General features: G+C 58.0%; 20 protein-coding genes and 1 riboswitch. Of the genes, 5 read left to right on the top strand and 15 right to left on the bottom strand.

The features are described 5' to 3' along the window. Position 1: 1 nt before the first annotated feature. The 10 genes from rfbG to MR935_RS09570 form a co-directional block, all read right to left on the bottom strand. The gene (rfbG, locus tag MR935_RS09615) at positions 2–1,075 is read right to left on the bottom strand and encodes a CDP-glucose 4,6-dehydratase (protein ID WP_290573034.1); all 1,074 of its coding nucleotides are present in this window, start codon (positions 1,073–1,075) and stop codon (positions 2–4) included. Positions 1,076–1,090: 15 nt separating this feature from the next. Further along, on the bottom strand, positions 1,091–2,797 hold the full coding sequence (locus MR935_RS09610; protein WP_290573032.1) for a thiamine pyrophosphate-binding protein: 1,707 nt from the start codon (positions 2,795–2,797) through the stop codon (positions 1,091–1,093). A 13-nt stretch (positions 2,798–2,810) separates the two neighbouring features. Then, a complete protein-coding gene (locus tag MR935_RS09605; RefSeq protein ID WP_290573030.1) occupies positions 2,811–3,854 on the bottom strand; it encodes an NAD-dependent epimerase/dehydratase family protein in 1,044 nt (347 codons plus the stop codon). 39 nt (positions 3,855–3,893) lie between these two features. Further along, positions 3,894–4,829 (bottom strand): NAD-dependent epimerase/dehydratase family protein, encoded by a 936-nt coding sequence (locus tag MR935_RS09600; protein WP_290573054.1) that lies wholly within the window; start codon positions 4,827–4,829, stop codon positions 3,894–3,896. After that, positions 4,823–5,596: a glucose-1-phosphate cytidylyltransferase gene (gene rfbF, locus MR935_RS09595; RefSeq protein ID WP_290573028.1), complete on the bottom strand. Its 774-nt coding sequence runs from the start codon at positions 5,594–5,596 to the stop codon at positions 4,823–4,825. Before rfbF ends, MR935_RS09600 begins: the two co-directional genes overlap by 7 nt. Next, positions 5,593–6,612 (bottom strand): glycosyltransferase family 2 protein, encoded by a 1,020-nt coding sequence (locus MR935_RS09590; protein ID WP_290573026.1) that lies wholly within the window; start codon positions 6,610–6,612, stop codon positions 5,593–5,595. The genes rfbF and MR935_RS09590 overlap by 4 nt, the downstream gene beginning before the upstream one ends. Next, positions 6,612–7,433, bottom strand: coding sequence for a glycosyltransferase (locus MR935_RS09585; protein ID WP_290573024.1), 822 nt, complete (start codon positions 7,431–7,433; stop codon positions 6,612–6,614). The genes MR935_RS09590 and MR935_RS09585 overlap by 1 nt, the downstream gene beginning before the upstream one ends. Before the next feature lie 31 nt (positions 7,434–7,464). Next, the gene (gene glf / locus MR935_RS09580; RefSeq protein ID WP_290573022.1) at positions 7,465–8,565 is read right to left on the bottom strand and encodes a UDP-galactopyranose mutase; all 1,101 of its coding nucleotides are present in this window, start codon (positions 8,563–8,565) and stop codon (positions 7,465–7,467) included. Between the two features lie 365 nt (positions 8,566–8,930). Beyond that, positions 8,931–10,187, bottom strand: a complete 1,257-nt coding sequence (locus MR935_RS09575) for a 2-hydroxyacyl-CoA dehydratase (RefSeq protein WP_290573020.1) — start codon at positions 10,185–10,187, stop codon at positions 8,931–8,933. Then, positions 10,168–13,125, bottom strand: a complete 2,958-nt coding sequence (locus MR935_RS09570; RefSeq protein WP_290573018.1) for an acyl-CoA dehydratase activase — start codon at positions 13,123–13,125, stop codon at positions 10,168–10,170. Before MR935_RS09570 ends, MR935_RS09575 begins: the two co-directional genes overlap by 20 nt. Positions 13,126–13,307: 182 nt before the next feature. After that, a riboswitch (SAM riboswitch) is annotated at positions 13,308–13,411 on the top strand. 79 nt (positions 13,412–13,490) lie between these two features. On the opposite strand from MR935_RS09570, the gene metK reads away from it, so the two are divergent. Then, complete coding sequence (gene metK, locus MR935_RS09565; protein WP_290573016.1) at positions 13,491–14,675, top strand: methionine adenosyltransferase; 1,185 nt, start codon at positions 13,491–13,493, stop codon at positions 14,673–14,675. A gap of 34 nt (positions 14,676–14,709) precedes the next feature. Continuing rightward, on the top strand, positions 14,710–14,988 hold the full coding sequence (locus MR935_RS09560; RefSeq protein WP_290573014.1) for a PF20097 family protein: 279 nt from the start codon (positions 14,710–14,712) through the stop codon (positions 14,986–14,988). Between the two features lie 154 nt (positions 14,989–15,142). Here MR935_RS09560 and MR935_RS09555 read toward each other — a convergent pair whose 3' ends face one another. The 4 genes from MR935_RS09555 to hisC all read right to left on the bottom strand — a co-directional run bounded on the left by MR935_RS09555 (position 15,143) and on the right by hisC (position 20,302). Further along, a complete protein-coding gene (locus tag MR935_RS09555; RefSeq protein WP_290573012.1) occupies positions 15,143–15,409 on the bottom strand; it encodes a metal-sensing transcriptional repressor in 267 nt (88 codons plus the stop codon). Beyond that, the gene (locus tag MR935_RS09550; protein WP_290573010.1) at positions 15,406–18,045 is read right to left on the bottom strand and encodes a heavy metal translocating P-type ATPase; all 2,640 of its coding nucleotides are present in this window, start codon (positions 18,043–18,045) and stop codon (positions 15,406–15,408) included. The genes MR935_RS09555 and MR935_RS09550 overlap by 4 nt, the downstream gene beginning before the upstream one ends. Positions 18,046–18,171: 126 nt before the next feature. Beyond that, positions 18,172–19,053, bottom strand: a complete 882-nt coding sequence (locus MR935_RS09545) for an aldose 1-epimerase family protein (protein WP_290573008.1) — start codon at positions 19,051–19,053, stop codon at positions 18,172–18,174. A 193-nt stretch (positions 19,054–19,246) separates the two neighbouring features. Next, positions 19,247–20,302: a histidinol-phosphate transaminase gene (gene hisC / locus MR935_RS09540; RefSeq protein WP_290573006.1), complete on the bottom strand. Its 1,056-nt coding sequence runs from the start codon at positions 20,300–20,302 to the stop codon at positions 19,247–19,249. Between the two features lie 138 nt (positions 20,303–20,440). Between hisC and MR935_RS09535 the strand changes: the two genes are divergently transcribed. After that, the gene (locus MR935_RS09535; protein ID WP_290573005.1) at positions 20,441–21,685 is read left to right on the top strand and encodes a replication-associated recombination protein A; all 1,245 of its coding nucleotides are present in this window, start codon (positions 20,441–20,443) and stop codon (positions 21,683–21,685) included. On the opposite strand, the gene MR935_RS09530 is transcribed toward MR935_RS09535, so the two are convergent. Beyond that, entirely contained in the window at positions 21,686–22,621 is a 936-nt protein-coding gene (locus tag MR935_RS09530) for a S1 RNA-binding domain-containing protein (RefSeq protein ID WP_290573004.1), read from the bottom strand. A 133-nt stretch (positions 22,622–22,754) separates the two neighbouring features. On the opposite strand from MR935_RS09530, the gene MR935_RS09525 reads away from it, so the two are divergent. Further along, positions 22,755–22,946 (top strand): DUF951 domain-containing protein, encoded by a 192-nt coding sequence (locus MR935_RS09525; RefSeq protein ID WP_290573003.1) that lies wholly within the window; start codon positions 22,755–22,757, stop codon positions 22,944–22,946. Next, positions 22,943–23,704, top strand: a complete 762-nt coding sequence (udp, locus tag MR935_RS09520) for a uridine phosphorylase (RefSeq protein WP_290573002.1) — start codon at positions 22,943–22,945, stop codon at positions 23,702–23,704. Before MR935_RS09525 ends, udp begins: the two co-directional genes overlap by 4 nt. The last annotated feature ends 58 nt before the right edge of the window (positions 23,705–23,762 follow it).

Below are 23,762 nucleotides of genomic sequence, written 5' to 3'. Positions count from 1 at the left end.
TTCAGTCAGCAAAGAATGCATCAATCTGCTTCCGGCAGATTTCGCGCTCGTTCACACCCGCCTGCTGTAGCTTGAAAAATTCCACGATGTTATACAGCATCTTATCGCAGGTTAATATAGGCTCCCAGTCCAGCTCGGCCAGAGCCTTTGTGATATCCAGCCCAAGTGTTTTTGATTCCGTGACCTCGAACACCTCTCCCACCACATACTCTGCGCTTGTATAATGCTCCTGCATTTTATTGAGCACCCACAAAACGTCTTTGATGCCATCCTTGGTTGGCCCAATATTCCACTGGCTGGAATACTGCTGCGGCTGCTGATACATCAGGCGGCCGATTGCCAAATAGCCATTGAGTGCATCCAAAACCGATTGCCACGGTCTCGTCTGGTGGGGATTGCGCAGCTCAACCGGCTTGCCCTGTGCGATTGATTGCAGAATGGAAGGAATCAAGCGGGACTGGATATGATCTCCTCCGCCCAGCACATTGCTCGCCCGCACAGTGGAAATGCCGACCATACGCTCCTCTGTTTGCAGATAAGAGCGCTTGTAGGTATCCGTGATATATTCCATGCACGTCTTGCTGCTGGAATAAGGATCGATGCCGCCCAACGGATCGGTTTCCACATATATGGCGCCGTCACCCTTATTCTCATATACCTTATCGGTTGTGATCACCACAACGCTTTTGACGCTGCTGCACTGGCGGATCGCCTCAAACAGGTTGACTGTTCCCATTACATTGGTTTCATATGCATAATGCGGCTGGTCAAAGCAATCCTTTACGATTGCTTGCGCCGCCAAATGAAACACGATCTCCGGCTGTGCGTCCATGATAGCGGCGCGGAGCGCCTCCGCGTCCCGCACATCGCCAATCACACTATGCGCCATGGTCTCCCCGCCCATTTTTTCAAACAGACAGCCCTGTTCCGGCGCGAGCGCGTATCCTGTCATTTCGACACCCAATTCATGGAGCATGGCCGTAAGCCATGCTCCCTTGAATCCGGTATGCCCTGTGACAAACACACGCTTTCCCCTATAAAACTCTTTGTTTCTCAAATGCGCGTCCTTTGTCATGATTTTCTATCCTTTCTATTCTTTCTGATCCAAAAATGGCGCCAAATCATCGTATTCGGCCGCCTTTAGGCTGCCGTCCGGCATAACGCGGGAGGCGATCCGCGGCGCCATCGGACCAAACTCCTCGAGAATCACCTCGCAAACGACCGGCCCGTCCATTTCCAAAACCTGCTTAATCTTGGCGGGAATATCATCCTCTCGGCGGATACGCACGGCAGGTATATCATAGGCCTGCGCCACGCGGCAAAAATCAGGCATCCACACGCCGCTATCCGGTCCCACACCCAGAAAACGGTCATCCATATAATTATGCTGATTATGGCGGATGAGCATATAGCCATTGTTTTTATAAACAAACAGCTTGATGGGCAAGCCATACTCTTTCATGGTAGCGAATTCCTGAATATTCATGGAAACGCTTCCGTCTCCGGCCAGTGCGATGACAGGCACATCTACCGTGCCGATCGAACCTGCCCAAAAGCCCATGCACGACAGGCCGCCCGAGATAAAGTACTTCTGATCCTTTTTCAGCTGCCAGCTTTGCGAAACGACATTGCATACACTGCCGGTATCGACGGTGATAACTGCGCCCTCAGGCACTTCTTGTGTGAGCAGCTTGGTAAAGTAATAAGAATTCATTGGATCAGCTTGCGCATATTCCGGCAAAACCACCGGGTATTTCTCCCGCATCTCCAAGCAGTGCGCAACCCACGCATCGCTGCTTACCGGCGGCAGTCCACTTAATGCCTCGGCAAACTGCTGTACGGTCGCGTGGATCTTGTAATCCACCGGCACATCGCTTTTGTCCAATTCCTTCTTGTCCACATCGACCTGAACCTTGTATGCATGGCCGGCAAAACGATCCGGATAGTATCCAATCGTTGAAACAGAGAGCCGGCAGCCCAGCACAAGGAGCAGATCGGCTTGCTGAATCGCAAAATGCGCGGCGCGCTGGCCGTTCGATCCCGGGCGGCCCACATAGTACGGATCGTCCGAGCAAATGCAGCCTATACCCATGCGCGATGTCACCACAGGAATATGCAGCGCGTGACTCAGCTGACTAACATACGCAGCATCCGCGCCGCCGCCCGCCAGAATCAAGGGCTTTTTGGACTTTGCCAAAGCCTTCGCGAGCTTTTCGGTGTCGATTACGTCATATTGCGTCTCTTCCGGCGTAAAGCCCCGCATCTCTTCCGGCACCTGCTTATTCTGTATATCCACCGGCACATCCAACCACACCGGTCCCTTTCGTCCATGCAATGCTTCATAATACGCTCTCTCGATGTGATACCGCGTATCGGCCGGATCCATAATGGCCGCAAAATACTTTGTGATCGGCGTAACGATTGGCTCCAGATCCAGACTTTGCGTACCATGCTGCCTGATCCCAGTATCCTGCTCATACTTTAGCAGGCGTGAGGATACTTGTCCCGAAAGCACAACCACCGCGCTCGAGTCTGTAAAGGCTTGCGCCACACCGGTTATCGCGTTCGTTGCCCCGGGACCCACGGTCACAAGCGCTGCGCCCAATTTTCCCGTAAGCCTTGCGCGAATATCCGCGGACATCACTGCCGCCTGCTCATGATGGTTGCAAACAGCTTTCAGCTCCTGATTGCGGCACAAAGCGTCTGTCAGCCACATAGCCGAGCTGCCTGACACCATAAACACGGTATCGACCCCACGGCTCTGCAAGAAATCAAAAATATATTCCGAGACTGTCATCCCTATGTTCTCCTCACTTGCTGATCACACGCAGATTTTCGTCGATTTGACCATCAGCAATTCTCTTCTTTAAGCACTTGAGCCGATTGCACTTGTAGCTGTCAAAGGTGGCGCGGTCAAATCCGATTGACTGATAGTAGTCCATCAGCTCTTCGCCGCCCTTTTCAATATTCCATTCCGGCTTATAGAAATCCTTGAGCGTTGTCAAAATCTTTTCCGCCGAAACACGATAGCTGCGGGGGTCGGTATGCTCGCCGGTAAAACGCAGGCCGCAGCCGGGCACCGCGCTCTGCGCAGCCTCTGCCAACTGCTTGACCGTGTAATTGTTATCATGCGTACCAACATTGAACGCCTGATTGTTGACCAACTCGGCTGGTGCCTCGAGTACCGCACAGAAGGCCGCAATAATATCACGTACATGAGACATCGGCCGCCACGGTGTGCCGTCGCTCTTGATCTCGATCAGCTTGCTGGTGTATGCATAGGCAACAAACGCGTTAAATACGATATCGCAGCGCAGGTTGGGGCTTGCACCATAGGCCGTTGCCGGGCGGAGATAAGTAATAACAAAGTCATCCGCGCATAGGTTTCCCAGCTCGCACTCGCACTTCCACTTCGTCTTGGCGTAAGCGGTGATCGGGTTTTTTTCCCCCTCTTCGTCCGCAGCCTTGCTCACATCGGAAATACCGTAAACACTTTGGGATGAGGCATACGCAAAGCGCTTGACACCGGCTTCCTTCGCACACCGAGCGAACTTCATCGTGCCCTGATAGTTGATTTCATAGGTCAGAGACTCATCAAAATCACCCAGCGGATCGTTCGAAAGGCCAGCCAGATGGATTACATAATCCACGCCGGCAAAGTCCTCTACGCTGCAATCACGCAGATCCTTTTTGATCTGCTTTTTCAGTTCCTGCTTGCTTTCGACCAGATAGCAATCCTCATAGTAGCCGATGTCATAGCCAATCACATCGTAGCCCTTTTCCACCAGCACCGGAACCATGACCGAGCCAATATAACCCAAGTTGCCGGTCACCATAATTGTCTTCTTTGCCATTATTTTTTCCTCCAATTTACTTTTAATCTGAGCGGTGGATTACATCATTGTTTTCCACCACATCACAGTTTTTAATAGGCCTTGCTGTAATTTCGTGCTGCTTTCATAGCCAAGCTCCTGCATCCTCGTCATATCAGCAACCAATTTTTTCCCGGTCGCCTGTTCATTTTCAAACAAAAGCAAATCTTTTCGCCCTATTGCCTCGGCCAGTTGTACAAACACATCTCTCATGCTTGACCCAACGCCGCTTCCGATATTAATCGTACCAAAAAAATCGCTCTGCATCACTTGGATTGCAGCTTGGGCGGCATCATCAATATAGATATAATCCCAAACATTATTAGGTCCTTTGCAAACAAAATGCTTTCCTTGAAGCAGCTGATTGATCGCCAAAGGGATCACATGTAGCAAATGCTCCTCACCCGGTCCATATACTGAAAAAAACCGCAGCGATGCAAACTGTACATGATGTAGCTTGCAGAACTGCTCCGCAATTTCTTCAAACTTCAATTTGCTTAAGCCATAAAGATCAACCGGCTTTCCGGGTATCCCCTCTTTACATATTTCTTGCTCATATCCATATTCGGCGCTTGAGCCTGAGAAAACAAACTTTCGCCCACCTTGCTTTATAAATGCGCGGAGCAGATGCAGGCTTACTTCTATCCACTGGATATTCGCATCGTTATTCAGGAAATTGCGGTCTTCGAGATTCCACGCCAAATGCAGCAATACATCCGGCTTGACGCACTGTATGATCTCATCGCACCGATCCGGCTGTCGTAAATCGCCGGTTACAACATGTATACCATCCGGTAATAATACTTTTCTTCTTCCGCTGATCCATGCATAGATATCCCAATCCTTGTTCCTCTCAGCAAATGTACAAATTGCTTTGCCGATAAAACCTGATGCGCCGGTGATCAACACCTTATATTTCCGCATACAAACTCCCGCCCTTGTATCCGCCATCACCATTTTTTCCACGGGGCTGTTCCGGTGCTCCACAGTTCTTCCAGATGTATTTTATCCCGCAGCGTATCCATACACTGCCAAAAGCCTTCATGCATATAGGCGCTCAGCTCGCCACTTTGTGCAAGACTCTCCAGCGGCGCACGTTCCAAAATGGTATCATCCCCCTCAATCAGATCAAAAATCTCAGGCTCCAAAACCATATAGCCGCCGTTGATCCATCCGCCATCTTCCTTGCGCTTTTCTGTAAAGCTCTTGATAGCGTTGTCCGGCTGTATCTCCAGCGTGCCAAACTTTCCGCCCGGCTGGATTGCCGTGAGCGTGGCCTTTTTACCGGAACTGCGGTGATAACGCTCCAATTCGTTTATGTTGACATCGCATACGCCATCCCCATATGTCAACATAAACGTTTCATTGCCGATATATGGAGCGATTCTCTTTACGCGCCCACCGGTCATGGTGTTCAGTCCGGTGTCAACCACAGTCACACGCCACGGCTCAGCAACGTTGTTATGCATCCGTATCTCGTTTTGATTGGTAAAATCAAACGTCACATCCGAATGCATCAGATAGTAATTTGCAAAATACGACTTGATGACCTCCGCCTTATAGCCGCAGCAGATAACAAAATCATTGTACCCGTAGTGCGAGTATTCTTTCAGGATATGCCACAGGATAGGCTGGCCACCAATCTCGATCATCGGCTTGGGCTTCAGATGGCTTTCCTCACTGATACGCGTTCCAAACCCGCCAGCTAAAATAACGACTTTCATGCATTTCTCTCCTTACGCTTGAAAATTTGCTTCAAAAATTCATACTGCTGCAAGCCGATATGAAGTCGATTTAAACAGCATAGAATTCTTGCTTTACACGCGGTTTGCCGATAAAACCTTGGGTCGTCCAGCGACCTGAGCAGTTCGCTCCACGCAGCCGCCTCTTTGCGTCCTTGCGCGCGGTTCTCCATATACATGTACAATGTGGTAAAGTGATCGCCCACACCGTTCCTGATGCGCTCAAAGCAATAGGGCAAGGCTTGCCGGCTCTCTCCGGATCGTTCCGCGCCGATATATACCCCGATCAAACGGCGCAATATTTTCTCCCGATGCTCTCGAAACTTCGCCCGGTTTTTCGGAGAGGTGCTCTGCTGCGGATTTGCAACCTGATAGCGATATACATCAAACGGAAAATACTCCACACTTTTTGCTGCCAGATATGGCAAAACCACATACTCCTCATCAACAAAGAACATATTATCCTGCATATAAAATCCGCACTCCCGCAGCAGTCCCGTGCGGTATGTTGTCCCATGGATGCTCGGCAGGGTCTTTATCGGTAAGGTAAAATCATGATATACCACTCCGTAGCAGACGTCTTTCTCCCCCGCCCGCACAGATGTCATCCGTCCGCTCCCCATATCAACGATTTGATAATCGGTCAGCACAACATCCGCATTGCAGGCCCCGAGCCTCTCGACCAGCTGGACAAGCTCTTCCGTATCCACCCAGTCATCCGCATCAACGATGCGGAAATACCGTCCCCGCGCGCCCTTGATTGCGGCGTTGATAGAGGAGCCGTAGCCCCGCGTATCCCGGTCATACAGCCGGAATATCTCCGGCTGTTGCTTGACATACCGCAAAATGATCTCCTTTGATCCATCCTCGGATGCATTGTTCAGGCAAATCACTTCCAGACGGCTTTCCAGCCTCTGGTCACAATAGGTCGCCAGATTTTTCGCAAGACAGCTCTCCATATTAAAGGTCGGAACAGCTATTGTCAGTACCGGCTCCATCAGTTCTCTCTCCCCGTTCGGCTCTGCCGCAGCTCTTTCAGATTATGTAGCAGTCTACCCGGCAGCAGGCCGACAGCGATCGGCTTGACAACATACGGCAGCGCTGCGGGCAGCACCTTTAACTCCTGAAACCGCCGGTATCTTGTAACCGCCTCATTCCAGCGATGCCGCATCCTGCGGCTTCCCTTGGCGGTTTCGGGCAGCGTGTAGGTCAGCAATGTCTCTTGTATGTTAGCGCCGCGATATCCCGCAGCATACAGACGCAGCAACAGGTCATAATCCTCGCAAAGGATGCAATGCACGTCCTCGGAATATCCGTTGACCTGCAGCAGTGCTTGTCTGCGGAACATGAGCGAGGGATGTAAAAAAGGCTGTGAAAAGAAAAAGTCTTTCACCTCAGGCAGCGGAGGAAATACCAAAACGCCCGCTTCCGCTCCGCTCTTGCAGGCCTTTGCACAACTTCCGACAAACGCGATCTCAGGATGCGCATCAAGAAAGGCGATCTGTTTTTCAAACCGGTCGGATGCCGCATAATCATCATCATCCATGCGTGCGAGCCATTGGCCCTTGGCCTGCCTGATGCATGCATTTAGCTTTTGCGGCAACGCCAACAGGTCACCTTGACGAACCAGCACAAGCCGACCATCCTGTGCCGACAGCCCATCAAGCCAACACTTTGCATCCTCTGTAGAGCCATCATCGCATACGAGAACTTCCATGTCCGCCATTGTTTGCCCCAAGATCGAGCGGATGCTTCGCTTCAAAAAAGAAATATCTCGTTGTCGATACAATGTTCCTATCAATACCGATATCAAAGGCATCTCATCTCTCCCTTCCGCATTCTGCGGCGGCTTACCACCGTTCCTGTCTTGCCAGCGTCAAGGCGGCTTCCACCACCTGATCCATGTTGTAAAACCGATAGCTGCCTAATCTGCCGCCAAAAATGATATTGCTCTCGTGCTTGGCAAGCGCAGCGTATTTTTCGTACTGTGCGTTGTTAGCCGCATCGTTGACCGGATAATATGGCTCGTCCTCCACTCTCCAATCGGCCGGATACTCCCGTGTGATGACAGTTGTTGGTTGTGTGCCAAAAGCAAAGTGCTTATGCTCAATCACCCGGGTATAGGGAACCTCGCGCGCCGTATAATTGACCACTGCATTGCCCTGATAGTTCTCCATAGGCAGCTCCTCGGTCTCAAATCGCAGGCTGCGGTAGGATAGTGGACCGAAGCGATAACCGTAAAACCGGTCGATCGCGCCCGTGTATATCGTTTTTGCCGCGCAGTTCGGATGAACTTTGACCCAGTCAGAATAATCGGTGTTCAGCAGCACCTCTGCGCCTCGCAGCATCTTTTCCACCATCGGCGTGTAGCCGCCAATCGGGATCCCCTGCCAGCGGTCATCAAAGTAGTTGTTATCATAAGTAAAGCGGAGCGGGATCCTTTTGATGATGAAGGCCGGCAAGTCCCTGCAATCACGTCCCCATTGCTTTTCGGTATACCCTTTAATCAGCTTGTTGTAAATATCCGTTCCGACCATGGACAACGCCTGCTCCTCCAAATTACGCGGCTCTGCAATACCAAGCGCCTGCACCTGACTTTGAATCTTCTGCCGCGCCTGCTCCGGTGTGCGTATCCCCCACAGCCGATTGAAGGTATTCATATTAAAGGGCAAATTATATACTTCGTCATGATATACCGCGACCGGCGCGTTAACGAATTGGTTGAACTCCGCAAACTGGTTGATGTATTCCCATATCTCACGGTGAGCGGTATGGAAAATATGCGCGCCGTAAACGTGCACGTCAATGCCGGCGATCTCCTTCGTATAGCTATTGCCGGCGATATGCTGCCGCTTATCTATCACGAGACAGCGTTTTCCTCTCGATATCGCTTCGTGTGCAAACACAGCGCCAAACAGCCCCGCGCCAACTACCAAGTAATCGTATTGCATTACCTTCGTGCCCTTCCCGCCGCTGCCCGTGCATCTGTGCCCTGATCGCCAGCATGCGGCGCTTCCTGGCCTAAATCAACCTTGCTCTAAACCGCCAGCGTTTTTCACCGCATCGGACAAATGGATATTAAATTATATTTAAGTATCCACTCGCACTAAATTATTTTAATTATACTCGACTATACTCACAAAATCAAGTATTAAGAAGAATCTTTGCGGGTTTCGTCGCCGGGCTTCCGTATCTTACCACATTTTCTATGAAAAAGCGCCGAATCGTTCCCGATTCGGCGCTTTTATCCGCGCTTTTCCAGCGCAAGCTCTGCTTTATACTGATAAGTCTGGCTCCGCGCCCCGTACGGGGCATATCACTCCGCGCTCGACAGCATCAGCTTGATGCGGTTTTCCTGGTTGATCTTGGATGCGCCGGGGTCGTAATCGACGGCGACGATATTCGCCTCGGGATAAACCTCGCGTATCTTTCGGATCATGCCCTTGCCGGCGATGTGGTTGGGCAGGCAGCCGAAGGGCTGGGTGCACACGATGTTGCGCACGCCCTCGCTGATCAGCTCGACCATCTCGGCGGGCAGCAGCCAGCCCTCGCCCATCTTGACGCCCGGGCTGATGATGTCCTGCGCCTTGCGGCGCACCTCGTCAAACGGCATAGGCGGACGGAAGCGGCCGTCCTTCTTCATCAGCCGGATGATATCCGCCTGCTTGCCCAGCACAAACTGATACACCAGCTTATACAGGATGGCCGTTTTGGCGTTGCGGCCGTACAGGTCATGGTCGATAACCGAATTGTAAATGCAGTACAGGCAGAAGTCCATCAGACCGGGCAGCACCGGCTCGCAGCCCTCGGCCAGCAGGAATTTCTCCAAGCTGTTGTTGCCGAGCGGCGAGAACTTGACGTAAATCTCACCGACGATGCCGACCATCTTCTTGCTGCGCGTCTTGTCCAGCCGCACCTTGCCGAAGGCCTCCAGCACAAAGCGGTACAGGTGCTTGACCTCACCGTAACGCACCAGCCGGTCGCCGGTGAAGCGCGCGGCGACCGCGTCCATGCAGATCCCGACCGCCTTATCAGTCGAGCCGGGCACACATTCGTAGGGACGGCACTGGTTTGCCACCATCATAATCAAATCGCCGATCAGCAGCGCGTACGCGATCTGAATGAGCATCTTTTTGGTGAGCACAAAGCCTGGGTTGTCCTCCAACCCGGAAAAGTTGAGCGAAATGACCGGGATGAAGCCGTAGCCGCGCTGCTCAAGCGCCTTGCGCAGCAGGTGGATGTAGTTGGAGGCGCGGCAGCCGCCGCCGGTCTGCGGCAGGATGAGCGCGATCTTGTGTATGTCATACTTGCCGGACTCGATCGCGTCAATCAGCTGGCCGATGACCAGCAGCGCGGGATAGCAGGTGTCGTTATGCACGTTTTTGAGGCCCTGTTCAGCGATGTGCGGGCCTTCCGTGTCCAGCAGCTCCATATTGTAGCCATAGTTTTTCATCAGCCGGCAGATCAGGCCGAGCTGCACCGGCAGCATGTTAGGCACGAGGATGGTATAGCTCTCGCGCATGGCCTCGGTAAACTGCGGGCGTTCATAGGTGTTATTGATGTTCTCTTGCAAGTTTCCTGCCCTCCTCTACGGCAGCCAGCATACTGCGGATGCGGATCTTGGCCGCGCCGAGGTTGCTGATCTCGTCGATCTTCAGTTGAGTATATATCTTTCCTGCGTTTTCGCAGATGGCGCGCATCTCGTCGGTCGTGATCGCGTCGATGCCGCAGCCAAAGGAAACCAGCTGGATGAGCTGCGCGTTCTCCTTACGCGTGACATAACTCGCCGCGCTGTACATGCGCGAGTGATACGTCCACTGGTTGAGCACATGCACCTCGGGCGCTTCGGCCAGCTGCCATACCGCGTCCTCGCTGACGATGACCAGACCGAACGAGGCGATCAGCTGGTCGATGCCGTGGTTGATCTCGGGGTCGATGTGGTACGGCCGCCCCGCGATTACGGCGATCTCCAGCCCGTGCGTGTCAGCATAGGCGATGGCCTTCTGCCCCTCGGCGCGCACCTGCGCGTAAAAATCGTGCTGCTCCTGATAGGCCGCGGCGGCCGCGGCGGTGATATGCTTTTTCTTCAGCCGCGGATACTTGGCGCAGAAGAACTTAACCGCCTGCTGGATGAAGCGCTTATAGTCGGTCAGCTCAAAATAGGGCATCATAAAGTCAAAGCCCTGCAGCGCGCCGACATTGGCCTGCAACAGCTCGGGATAATAGGCGACAACCGGGCAGTTGTAGCAGTTTTCCGCCCGCCCCTCGTCCAGATTATAGGTCATGCAGGGGTAGAAAATCGCATCCACGCCCTTGGCCAGCAGGTTTTCGATATGGCCGTGCATCAGCTTTGCCGGGTAGCACACCGTATCCGACGGGATAGAATGCTGCCCCTGCTGGTACATGTCGCGCGTGGAAACGTCGGACAGCACGGTCTCAAAGCCGAGCGCACGCAGGAAAGTCGTCCAGAACGGCACAAGCTCGTAGTAGTTCAGGCCAAAGGGCAGGCCGATCGTGCCGCCCGGCATGGGCTTGCCTGAGGGCAGGCCGTAGCTCCGCAGCTTTTCCAGCTTCCAGCGGTAGACGTTCGGCAGGTCGCGCGCGTCGCCCTTGCCGAGCGGACGGTCGCAGCGGTTGCCCGAGATGAAGCGGCGGCCGCTGCCGAAGTCGTTGATCGTCAGGCTGCAATGGTTTTCGCACAGCCCGCAGCGCGCGCTCTTGACCGCGTGGGAGAAATTGGCCAGCGCCTCGGGCTGTATGAGCGTGGTTTTTACCGGGCGGTTATCCTTGGCGTGCAGCGCCGCGCCGTACGCGCCCATCAGGCCGGATATCGCCGGCCGGGTCACGTTGCGGCCGATCTCCTGTTCGAACGAGCGCAGGATAGCGTCGTTGAGGAAGGTGCCACCCTGCACGACGATGTTCTGCCCCAGATCGTCGGGCGAATGGGCGCGGATGACCTTGTACAGCGCGTTCTTGACGACTGAAACCGACAAGCCCGCCGAGATCGCGTCGATGCTCAGGCCGTCCTTCTGCGCCTGCTTGACCGACGAGTTCATGAACACCGTGCAGCGCGAGCCAAGGTCGATCGGGTGCGCGGCATACAGGCCGAGCTTGCAGAACTCCTCGATCGAGTAGCCCATCGAACGGGCGAAGGTCTCGATAAACGAGCCGCAGCCCGACGAGCAGGCCTCGTTGAGCGAGATGTTGTCGATACACTTGTTGCGTATCTTGAAGCATTTGATGTCCTGCCCGCCGATGTCGATGATAAAATCGACCTCCGGGCAGAAGTGACGCGCCGCGCGGAAATGCGCAACCGTTTCGACCAGACCGAAATCCACGCCGAAGGCGTTTTGGATCAGCGCCTCGCCGTAGCCGGTGACGGCTGAGGAGACGATATGTACGCGCTCGCCGCACAGCGGGTAAAGGCGGCTGAGCTGCTCACGGATGACGTCCGCCGGGTTGCCCTTGTTAGACTGGTAGTGGTGGAACAGGATCTGCCCGTCCTCTCCGATCAGCACCAGCTTGGTCGTGGTCGAACCGCAGTCGATGCCGAGATAGGCGTCGCCCTCGTACATGGTGACGTTCTGGGTCAGCACGTCGTGTACGCCGTGGCGCGCCTTAAATTCGTTGTACTGCTGCTCGTTTTCAAAGAGCGGCGGCAGATAATGGGCGACGACCGGCATATCGGCCGCCTTTTCCAGCGTGGTGATGAGCGAGTCGAGCGAATACGTCGCCTGCGTACCGGCCGCGTACTCAGCCGCGCCCGCCGCGATGGCGTAGGGCGCAAGGTCGGGAAAGTGCGCGTGCGCCTCGTCCAGCCCCAGCGTCTCCTTAAAGCGCTTTTGCAGCCCCTTGAAGAAGAACAGCGGCCCGCCGAGGAAGAGCACGTCTCCCTTGATATCACGTCCCTGCGCAAGACCGGTCAGCGTTTGGTTGACGACCGCCTGAAAGATCGACGCGGCCACATCCTCCTTGCGCGCGCCCTCGTTGAGCAGCGGCTGGATGTCGCTCTTGGCAAACACACCGCAGCGCGAGGCGATGGTGTAAATGCGTTCCGCGCCCTGCGCAAGCTCGTCCAGCTCGCCCGGGGTCACATCGAGCAGCACGGCCATCTGGTCGATAAAAGCGCCGGTGCCGCCCGCGCACGAGCCGTTCATGCGCTCCTCCAGCTGCCCGGTCAGAAAGACGATCTTGGCGTCCTCGCCGCCCAGCTCGATGACCACATCGGCCGGGGGCACATGCACGCCGACCGCCTTGCGGGTGGCAAACACCTCCTGCACAAAGTCGATCTCCGACGCCTTGGCCACGCCCAGACCGGCCGAGCCGGTGATCGCGCAGCGGACGGTCGCGTCCCCGCCGATGATGGCGCGTGCGCCGCGCACCAGCTCGACTGCCTTTTCGCGCACCTTGGAAAAGTGCCGCTCATAGCGTTTGTAAATGATCTCTCCGGCGCGGACGACCGCTATCTTGACGGTCGTTGAGCCGATATCAATGCCTAAATTCACGTTCATTTGATATTTTTTATCTCCATTTTGCTCCGAAAAAAGTATACGTCTGCGCGTATGATTACTGCATCTTTACTATATACGCGCGCGGGGAAATTGTCAATCGTGAGTTCCGCCGTAAAATACCGAAAATGGCGCTTGACAAAGCCGGTATTTTTATATAAAATAATCACGTAATTGTATAGATTGCCTTATCGAGAGCGGTGGAGGGAACGGCCCTGTGAAACCCGGCAACCTGCGCGCAAAAGCGCGTAAGGTGCCAAATCCGGCGTAGGAACACGAAAGATGAGGGGGTAAAATTGCTTTTTGCTCCCCGTGTGGGGAGTTTTTTTATTTCCCTAGAGACGTACAAACAGAAAGGAAAGTACAGCATGGCACACTATCTTTTTACCTCGGAATCGGTCACCGAAGGCCATCCGGACAAGCTCTGCGACCAGATATCGGACGCGATCCTTGACGATATCCTAACGCATGACCCCACCGCGCGCGTCGCGTGCGAAACCACCTGCACGACCGGCATGGTGTCGGTCATGGGCGAGATCTCGACCCACTGCTATGTGGATATCCCCAAGATCGTGCGCGACACCATCCGCGGCATCGGCTACGACCGCGCCAAATACGGCTTTGACTGCGACACCTGCGCGGTACTCACCTCGATCGACGAGCAAAGTGCGGATATCGCGCTCGGCGTGGACAACTCGCTTGAGCGCAAGGAGGGCGCGTCTGACGCCGACCTTGCCATCGGCGCGGGCGATCAGGGCATGATGTTCGGCTACGCGTGCGACGAAACGCCCGAGCTGATGCCGCTGCCCATCTCGCTGGCGCACAAGCTGGCCAAGCGGCTGACCGAGGTGCGCAAGAGCGGCCAGTTCGACTATCTCCGGCCGGACGGCAAGACCCAGATCACGGTCGAATATGACGAGAACAACACCCCTGTGCGCGTGGACACGGTCGTGCTGTCCACCCAGCACAGCCCGGAGGCATCACTCGAGCAGATTCGCGCGGATATGATCGAGCACGTCATCCGTCCCACCATACCGGCTGGGCTGCTTGACGCGCGCACCCGGTACTATATCAACCCGACCGGGCGCTTTGTCATCGGCGGCCCGCAGGGCGACTCGGGGCTGACTGGCCGCAAGATCATCGTCGACACCTACGGCGGCATCGGTCGCCACGGCGGCGGCGCGTTCTCGGGCAAGGACCCGACCAAGGTCGACCGCTCGGCCACCTACGCGGCGCGCTGGGTGGCCAAGAACATCGTCGCGGCCGGACTGGCGCGGCGGTGCGAGGTGCAGCTTGCCTACGCGATCGGTGTGGCCGATCCGGTCTCGGTCATGGTGGATACTTTCGGCACGAGCACGGTCGACAGCGCCAAGCTGGCCGAGGCCGTGCGCCGCGTATTCGACCTGCGCCCGGCGGCGATCATCGAAGCGCTCGACCTGCGCCGCCCGATCTACAAGGCGCTGGCTGCCTACGGCCACATGGGGCGCGAGGAACTTGGCGTCAAGTGGGAGCAGACTGACAAGGCCGAAGCCCTGAAAAAAGCGCTGGCATAACGCAAGTCCCCCCTTTCCATAGGAGGAAACGAGCATGAAATGCCCCAAATGCGGCGAAAGTATGCTGCTTGGAGAAATTGCTAACGCTCGCGGCGATTCCGCCCTTTACTACTGGGTGCCGCAGGCTTTCTTGAGACAGCACATTCTTAATCCATACTGTCATACAAAGAAAACCATAGAAAGGGGAGGTGGAATCATCATAAAATCCAGCAGCATATTTCGAAAAACATCGACCTGCTGCTATGGATGTAAGGACTGCAAGGTAATTGTGGTGGATTGCAATGAAGCAGATTCCACTTTATCAGGCAACTGAAAAGCCCTTTATGATTATGCAGCAATGATGGAACAATAACAGCCAAGGCGTTTTCCGGAGCCTTGGCTGTTGCTGTTTTTGGGATAGCCCTCCGCGATGGCAGAGGGATGTTTTTCGCATGGAATCAAACGGCGGCGGGTACGGACAAGCGCGGTCACGTCTTGTCAAGCAGCCGAATGATCTCTTGAACCTTGCTTTCGCGGGCCTGCTCGTCGCCCAGCTCAAAAGCCTCGCGCACGCAGCTCGAAAGGTGGGCGCGCAGCACCTCCTGGCGGGCTTTGTGCACAAGCGATTCGATCGCCTGTAGCTGCGTGGCAATATCTATGCAGTAGCGGTCGTCCTCGATCATTTTAAGCACGCCCTCAATCTGGCCGCGCGCGGTGCGCAGCAGCGGCTCGACCTTTTTCCGATCTGCCTTCATTGGAAACCGACCACCTTATATCCGGCCTTTTCCACAGCCTCGGTCAACTGGACCTCGTCCGGGATCGTGCCCTCAAGCACGGCTTTTTTGCCCGCCAAATCGACTATCACACGCACCCCCGGCATGGCCTCCAGCGCCTGCTGAACGCGCCCGGCGCAGTGCTCACAGGTCATGCCCTCGATCAGAATGGTTTTTGTCATCGCAGCTTCCTCCTTTATCAGTTCGGGTGCGGGGTTCCCCACGTCGGCCACCGGCTTTTCCGCTTCGGAGGCAGCCTTTTGCGGCGCAGGGGCAGGTTTTTCCGTCTCGGACACCGGTTCGATCACGGTTTTGCCCGCGCCGGGCACAACGGCGGCAGACGCAGTACCCGGGCGCTCGCTCGCCTTGAAAAAGCGCAGCCGCAGCGCGTTGGACACAACGCAGACCGAGCTTAGGCTCATCGCAGCGGCGGCGAACATCGGGCTAAGCCCCAGATGCAGCGGTAGCCACAGCACACCGGCAGCCAGCGGTATGCCGACGCAGTTGTAGAAAAACGCCCAGAACAGGTTCTGACGGATGTTGCGCATCGTCTGGCGGGACAGGCGGATGGCGTCCACCGCGTCCAGCAGGTCGCTCTTCATCAGCACCACGTCAGCCGAGGAAATGGCAACATCCGTGCCCGCGCCGATGGCGATGCCCACATCCGCGCGGGCGAGGGCGGGTGCATCGTTGATGCCGTCGCCGATCATGGCGACTTTCTTGCCCGCCTGCTGCTTTTCGCGCACGATGCGCTCCTTGTCCTGCGGCAGCACCTCGGCTACGACCTCGTCGATGCCCAGCTCGGCGGCGATCGCGCCCGCGGTCGCCTGATTATCGCCGGTCAGCAGCGTCACCGAGATGCCCAGCCCGCGCAGCTGCTCGACCGCGGCTAGGCTGGTCGGCTTGAGCACATCGGCCACGGCAAAAATGCCGACGACCTGCCGGTTGGCCGCGAAATACAGCGGCGTTTTGCCCGCAGCGGCCAGCTCCTCACCCATTTTCTGCGCCGAGCGTGACAGCGCCAGCCCGCCGGCCAGCAGCATCCGGCTGTTGCCCGCCATGCAGGGCACACCGTCTATCACGGCGGACACGCCCTGCCCCTCTATCGCCTGAAACTCCTCGGCCTTGCGCTCCTGTGCGTTGTGCTGGCGTGCGTGGCGCACGATGGCATCAGCCAGCGGGTGCTCGCTGCGCAGCTCGAGTGAGAGCGCGAGCGAGAGCAGATCGTCCGGCTCGACGCCGAGTGAGCGCACATCGGTCACGACCGGCCGCCCCTCGGTGACGGTACCCGTCTTATCCAGCACGACACAGTCGACGTTGTGCAGGTTTTCCAGCGCCTCGGCGGACTGGAACAGCACGCCGTTCTTTGCGCCCACGCCCGTGCCCACCATAATGGCGACCGGCGTGGCCAGTCCGAGCGCACACGGGCAGGAGATGACCAGCACGGCGATCGCGCGCGTCAGCGCGAACGAGACCGTCTGGCCGAGCGCCAGCCAGAGCACGGCGGTCAGCAGCGCGAGCACAAGCACGACCGGCACGAAGACACCCGCGACCTTATCCGCCAGCTTTGCGATCGGCGCCTTGGACGCGCCCGCCTCCTCGACCAGCCGGATGATCTGGCTGAGCGTGGTATCGTCGCCCACGCGCGCAGCCTTCATGACAAAATAGCCGCTTTTGGACATGGTCGCGCCGATGACCATGTCGCCCTGCTGCTTTTCGACCGGCATACTCTCGCCGGTGATGGCGCTCTCGTCCAAAAAGGCGCTGCCCTCGGTGATCTCGCCGTCAACAGGCACGGCCTGTCCGCCGCGCACGACGACCAGATCGCCCACGCGCACCTCGTCGATCGGCACGGAGACTTCCTGCCCGCCGCGCAGCACATTGGCCGTCTGCGGGCGCAGCTCGATCAGCGCGGCGATGGCCTCGCCGGTTTTGCGCTTGGCGCGCGCTTCAAAATATTTGCCGAGCGTGACCAGCGCCAGTATCATGCCCGCGGATTCAAAATACAGGTCGTGCGCATGATGCGCAGCCATGGCAAAATCGCCCGCAGCGGTCGCGTAGCCGATGGCGAACAGCCGATATACGCCGTATACCAGCGCCGCGCCCGAGCCGACTGCGATCAGCGCGTCCATCGTCGGCGCGCGGTGCAGCAGCGTTTTGCAGCCGTTTATATAGTAGCTGCGGTTGACCACAACGATGGGCAGCGTGAGCAGCAGTTGGGTCAGCCCCAGCGCGAAGGCGTTCTGCTCGCCGCGCACGAACGCGGGCAGCGGCAGCCCGATCATCGGCCCCATCGAGAACACCATCAGCGCGGCCAAAAAGATGAAGGAGACGATAATGCGGGTCTTCATCTCCCGCAGGCCGTCGTCCGCCCGCGCGCCTGCCCCCGGCGCGGGCTGCGGCCCGTCCTTATCCAAAGCGGCGGTGTAGCCGCCCGCCTCGACCGCGGCGATGATCTGCTGCGCGTCGCACGCGCCCTCGTCATACTGCACCGCCATGCTGCCCGCAAGCAGGTTGACCTGCACTTCGCGCACGCCCGGCAGGGCGGACACACTTTTCTCCACGTGTGCGGAACACGCCGCGCAGCTCATGCCGCCGACGCGAAATCTCTGTTTCATGATTGGAAAGCTCCTTTGCTTTACCCTCCTCTGGGGGTGGGGGTGTGTTTGTGAATTTAGTATAAAGCGCGGCAGGCGTTTTGTCAAGTAGTTTGCGCGCGATTTCGGTCGGTATGCGGTGCGCCGCTACGGGGTGACCGTCGTGCGGAAGGTCAGCGTTTCCTGCCCGCCGGGCGCGAGGCGGCGCACGCCTACCTTGCGCTCGATCGCGTGGTCCAGATAGCCGCCATCGGGCAGCGTGCTCCACGGTTCGAGACAGATAAACGGCACGTCAAAGTCCTTGTACACGCTCCACAGCGCAAAATACGGAAAATCGGCAAAGTCCATCGTCACGCGCCTGCTGCTTTTGACGCATCCGACCGTCACCCGGCGCACGGGCAGGTCGTCGAGAATGAGCGCGTCATGGCGGAAAGTCTCGCGCGTCAGGTACAGGCGGCCATCCGTCAACGGCAGCGCGCCGTGCGCCTGCGAGAGCATGACGTTCTCGTCAGCCAGAATGGGATGCAGCGTGTCAACGCCCTCAAAGGCGACATAATGATCGGTCAGCCGCTCACCCGCGCCAAGGCAGAGTGCGTAGCCGTCGTGTCCTCCCAGCTCATAGTACATCTCGGTATCGCTGTCGTTGCGCGTGGTGTGCTCCTTGATGAGCGTCGCACCATCCAGCATGTAGCGCACAGTGCAGGTAAAGTCCCACGGGTACATCGCCTTGGTCTGCTCGTTCTGGGTGAGCGTGTAGACAGCACAGGTGTCGCTGACGCGGTGCGGCATCCACACCAAATCGCGGCCAAAGCCGTGCTGGGGGATGGTATATGCCTTGCCGCCGGCTGTGTACTGTCCATTCTTCAGCCGCCCGATGACCGGGAACAGAAGGGGCGCGTGCCGCTTCCATATAGCCGGGTCGGCCTGCCAGATATACTCGGTATCGTCCCTCTTGCTGCGAAAGCTGACCAGCTCCGCACCGCGCTCGTCGATCAGCACGGTAAAATCATTGTTTTCCAGCCTGTGCATGGCTTGAACCTCCTCCTTTGATTCCGATGCTTCCAGCATACCGCTTCCGGGCGGCAAAGTCAATCCGCTGGCTGCCGCTTCCGGCGAAAATCGCTCCCGGCAGGGCGCAGCGCCACCGCCTCTTGGCTCCTGCGCGCAGCAAAAAAGTGCGGAAACCGGAATTTCCGCACTTTTTCACCGGGCATATGCCGTCTCAGAGCAGCGCGCGCAGCGCGGCGAGCAGCCTGTCCATCTGCTCGTCCGTGCCGACTGTGATGCGCAGGTAATTGTCGATGCGGGGCAGGCTAAAATAGCGGACGAAGATGTTCTGCTGCCGCAGCGCTTCGAAAATGGCCTTGGCCTGCCTGCGCGGGTGGGTGACGAACAGAAAGTTCGCCCGACTCGGCAGCACGCTAAAGCCCAGCGCGGCCAGCGCCTCCGCCGTGCGCGCGCGGGTGGCCATGACCTTGTCACAGGTGGCGCGGAAATACGCTTCGTCCGCCACCGAGGCCGTGCCCACCGCGAGCGCGAGCGCGTCCATCGTATAGGAGTTATACGAATTCTTGACCGCCTCGAGCGTGCCGATCAGCGTTTCCGAGCCATAGGCCCAGCCAATGCGCATACCCGCCAGCGCGCGCGATTTGCTAGCCGTCTGCACGACCAGTAGGTTGTCATACGCCGCGACGAGCGGCACGGCGCTCTCCGCACCGAAATCCACATAGGCTTCGTCGATGATGACCACGCAGTCCGGATTGTGCTGCAAAATGTCCTCGATAAACGACAGCGGCTCGGCAATTCCGGTCGGCGCATTGGGATTTGGCAGGATAACGCCGCCGTTCGGCCGGTCGTAATCACGCGGCCCGATGCGGAAGTCCGCGCCCAGCGGCACAGTCTCATACGGTACGCGCAGCAGCTCGCACCAGACCGGATAGAAAGAATAAGTGATATCGGGATAGAGGATGGGCTTGTCCGAGCAGAAAAACGCCTGAAACGCAAGCGCCAGCACATCGTCCGACCCGTTGCCGAGGAACACCTGCGTCTCCCGCAGCCCGGCGCGGCGCGCAAGCGCGTTTTTCAGTGCCCTGCCGTTTGCGTCCGGGTAGAGCCGCAGTGCGGCCGCGTCAAAGGCGCGCAGCGCCTGCTCCACCCCCGGCGCGGGCGGATAGGGGTTCTCGTTCGCGTTGAGCTTGATAATATCCGCATCCTGCGGCTGCTCGCCCGGCACATAGGGGGCGATGCTGCGCAGCTTGTCCAGAAAGGGCTTGTCCATGGTGCATCTCCTTTGATTTTGACTATCCGTAGTTTATCATGGTAAATCGAGAAAGTCAACCCCTGTTTGTGTTCGCTGCAAAAAGGTGGTATACTGTTGTCAGCACAACACCGACCCGGTATACAAAGGGGGAATACCATGTATCAGCCCTTGGCGGACAAGCTCCGCCCGAAAACGCTCGACGACGTTGTCGGCCAGCGGCACCTGCTGGGGCCGGACGGCCTGCTGCGCCGCGTGATCGAGAGCGGCAGCATTCCCAACCTGATTTTTTACGGCCCCTCGGGCGTGGGCAAAACGACGGTCGCGGCCATCATCGCGGGACAGACCAAGCGCAAGCTGTACCGCCTGAACGCAACAACGGCCGGACTTGCCGATATCAAGGCCATCATTGATGAGCTGGATACCTTTCTTGCGCCGAACGGCGCGCTCATCTATCTGGACGAGATCCAGTATTTCAACAAAAAGCAGCAGCAGAGCCTGCTGGAATTCATCGAGACGGGCAAGATCACGCTGATCGCCTCGACGACCGAAAACCCATATTTTTATATCTACAACGCGATTCTCAGCCGCTGCACGGTGTTTGAGTTCAAGCCGGTCGAGGCGGCGGACATGCAGCGCGCGGTCGACCGGGCGCTCGCGCTCGCCCTGACAGATGATATCCCGGTCGAGGACGGCGTTGCCGCCTACATCGCGCAGGCGGTCGGCGGGGACGTGCGCAAGGCGCTCAGCGCGGTCGAGCTGCTGGCGCTCGGCGCAGGCAAGGCCGGCGTGACGCTCGACGATGCACGGCAGGCCGCCCAGCGCTCCAACATGCGCTACGACCGCGACGGCGACAGCCATTATGACATTCTTTCCGCGCTGCAAAAGTCCATCCGCGGCTCCGACCCCGACGCGGCGCTGCACTACCTCGCGCGGCTGCTCGAGGCGGGCGACATGATCTCGGCCGCGCGGCGGATGCTGGTCATCGCGGCCGAGGATGTCGGGCTGGCCTACCCGCAGTGTATGCCCATCGTCAAGGCGTGCGTGGACAGCGCGTTCCAGCTCGGCCTGCCTGAAGCGCGCATCCCGTTGGCCGAGGCCGTGCTGCTCATGGCGACCGCGCCCAAGTCCAACAGTGCGATCCTTGCGATCGACGCGGCCATGGCCGATGTGCGGGCGGGGCGCGCGGGCGATATCCCCGCCCATATCCGGGACGCGCACTACGGCGGCGCGAAAAAGCTCGGCCGCGGGCTGACCTACCAGTATCCGCACGATTTTCCGCACCATTGGGTGCGGCAGCAATACCTGCCGGACGGGCTGCGCGGCGCGCGGTATTACGACTTTGCCGATAACAAGGCCGAGCAGGCCGCGCGCGCGTATTGGGAGAAGGTCAAGGGCGAGTGATCAGAATACGGTGGCCACATATTTCTTGTCGCAGCAGGCCGGGGTGTAGACCCAGCTGTCGATATGTCCCTCGGTGATGAAATAGTGCGGCGGCAGCGGCAGGCGGCGCGGCGCCAGCACGTCGATGACGGTCAGCTTGACCTTCATGCGCTGCGGCAGGATGGACTTGATATACACCGATACCACCATGCCGACCGTCAGGTCACCGCGCGGCTCGGCAAGGCCGGACAGGTTGGGCGCAAGCTCGATGAACACGCCGTACGGCTCGACCGACCGCACCACACCGCGCACAGTCTCGCCCGGGGCAAAGAGCGCAGCGTTCTGCTCCCATGTACCGAGCAGCTCGCGGTGGGTCAGCGCGATACGGCGGTTCTCCGTATCGACCGCGCGCACGGCGGCAAAGATGTCTTGCCCGACGCACAGCCGGTCGCGCGGGTGGAAAATACGTGAGACCGACAGGTTTTCGATGCCGATGAGCGAGGGCACGCCGCAGCCGATATCGACGAACGCGCCGAAGGGCTCGAGATGGGTCACGCGCGCGGGGATCACATCGCCCGGGCGAAGCGTATCAAGCAGGTAGTCCTGCGCGCGCTGCTGCACGATGGTGCGGCTGAGCCAGACGGTCGGCGGGTCGGCGTCCTCCTCCACGCCGGTGACGGCAAAGCAGGTCGGCTTGCCGACACGGGAGAGAATGGCGATTTCGCGCGTGTCACCCTCGGCTACGCCGAGCGCGCAGCACGAGCGCGGCATGACGCCCTGCGCAAAGCCAAGGTCAAACAGCAGGTCGTGCTCGGCCGTGCAGCGCTGGGCGACAGCCTCCAGGATGCGCCCCTCGCTTTGCGCGCGCCGCAGCCCATCGGGCGAGCAAAGCGCCTCGCGCACTGCGGGCTGCGTGATATAACTGCCCTCGGGCAGATAGGATTCGCTTGTTTTCATAGCAGAGCCTCCTTTGGGGTCTGCCATACTATATGAAAATGCGGCCTTGATTAGCACTGGCGGTATGCTATAATAAACGGTATAAGGGCCGCGCGCCGCGGCGGCCTTGTTGGCACAGAGGGAGGAAAAACCGATGGACGTACAGCCAAACGATATCCTGACGATGAAAAAGCCGCACCCATGCGGCGCAAGACGCTGGAAGGTTCTGCGCACGGGCATGGATTTCAAGCTCAAATGCGAGGGCTGCGGCCATGAGGTCATGCTGCCGCGCGCCAAGGCTGAAAAGAACATCCGGACGATCGAAAGAGAGGGGAAAATCGTATGATCATCGACGGCAAGCAAATGCATATCCAAATCAAAAAGGGCGATATCGGCCGCTATGTGATCCTGCCGGGCGATCCCGGCCGCTGCGAGAAGATCGCGGCGTATTTTGACCAGCCCCGGCTTCTCGCGCAAAACCGTGAATACACGCTCTGGACGGGCATGCTCGACGGTGAGCCGGTTGCGGTCTGCTCGACCGGCATCGGCGGCCCCTCGGCCGCAATCGCGCTGGAGGAGCTGGTCGAGTGCGGCGCGGACACCTTCATCCGCGTAGGCACCTCGGGCGGCATTGTGGACGAGGTGTGCGGCGGTGACATTGTCATCGCCACCGCCGCCATCCGGCAGGAGGGCACCAGCCGCGAATACCTGCCGATCGAGTTTCCGGCAGCGGCCAGCTTTACGGTGGTCTCCGCGCTGCGGGATGCCGCGCGCACGCTCGGACTGACCCACCATATCGGCGTCATCCAGTCCAAGGACAGCTTTTACGGCGAGATTCGCCCCAATATCCAGCCCATTGCCGACGAGCTGAACGCCAAGTGGAAAGCATGGAAGGCCGCGGGCGCGCTGACCAGCGAAATGGAGACGGCGGCGCTGTTTATCGTCTCACAGGTACTGCATGTGCGCTGCGGTGCGGTGCTCAATGTGCTGTGGAACGCGGACAACGACGAAGCGCCCGCCATCCCGCCGGATGCGGTCGAGCGCGGCGTCAAGACCGCTGTCGAGGCGCTGCGTATCCTGATCGGGCAGGATAAGGCGGACTAAACCGATGCCTATCCGCGCCCTGACCCAGCAGATGCGCGGCAATAAAAAAATCCCCCTT

The sequence above is a fragment of the Agathobaculum sp. genome, assembly GCF_022775115.1.
Lineage (GTDB): Bacteria > Bacillota > Clostridia > Oscillospirales > Butyricicoccaceae > Agathobaculum.
The sequence above is the reverse complement of the archived record's forward strand: the minus strand, read 5'-3'. Positions and strand labels throughout refer to the sequence as shown.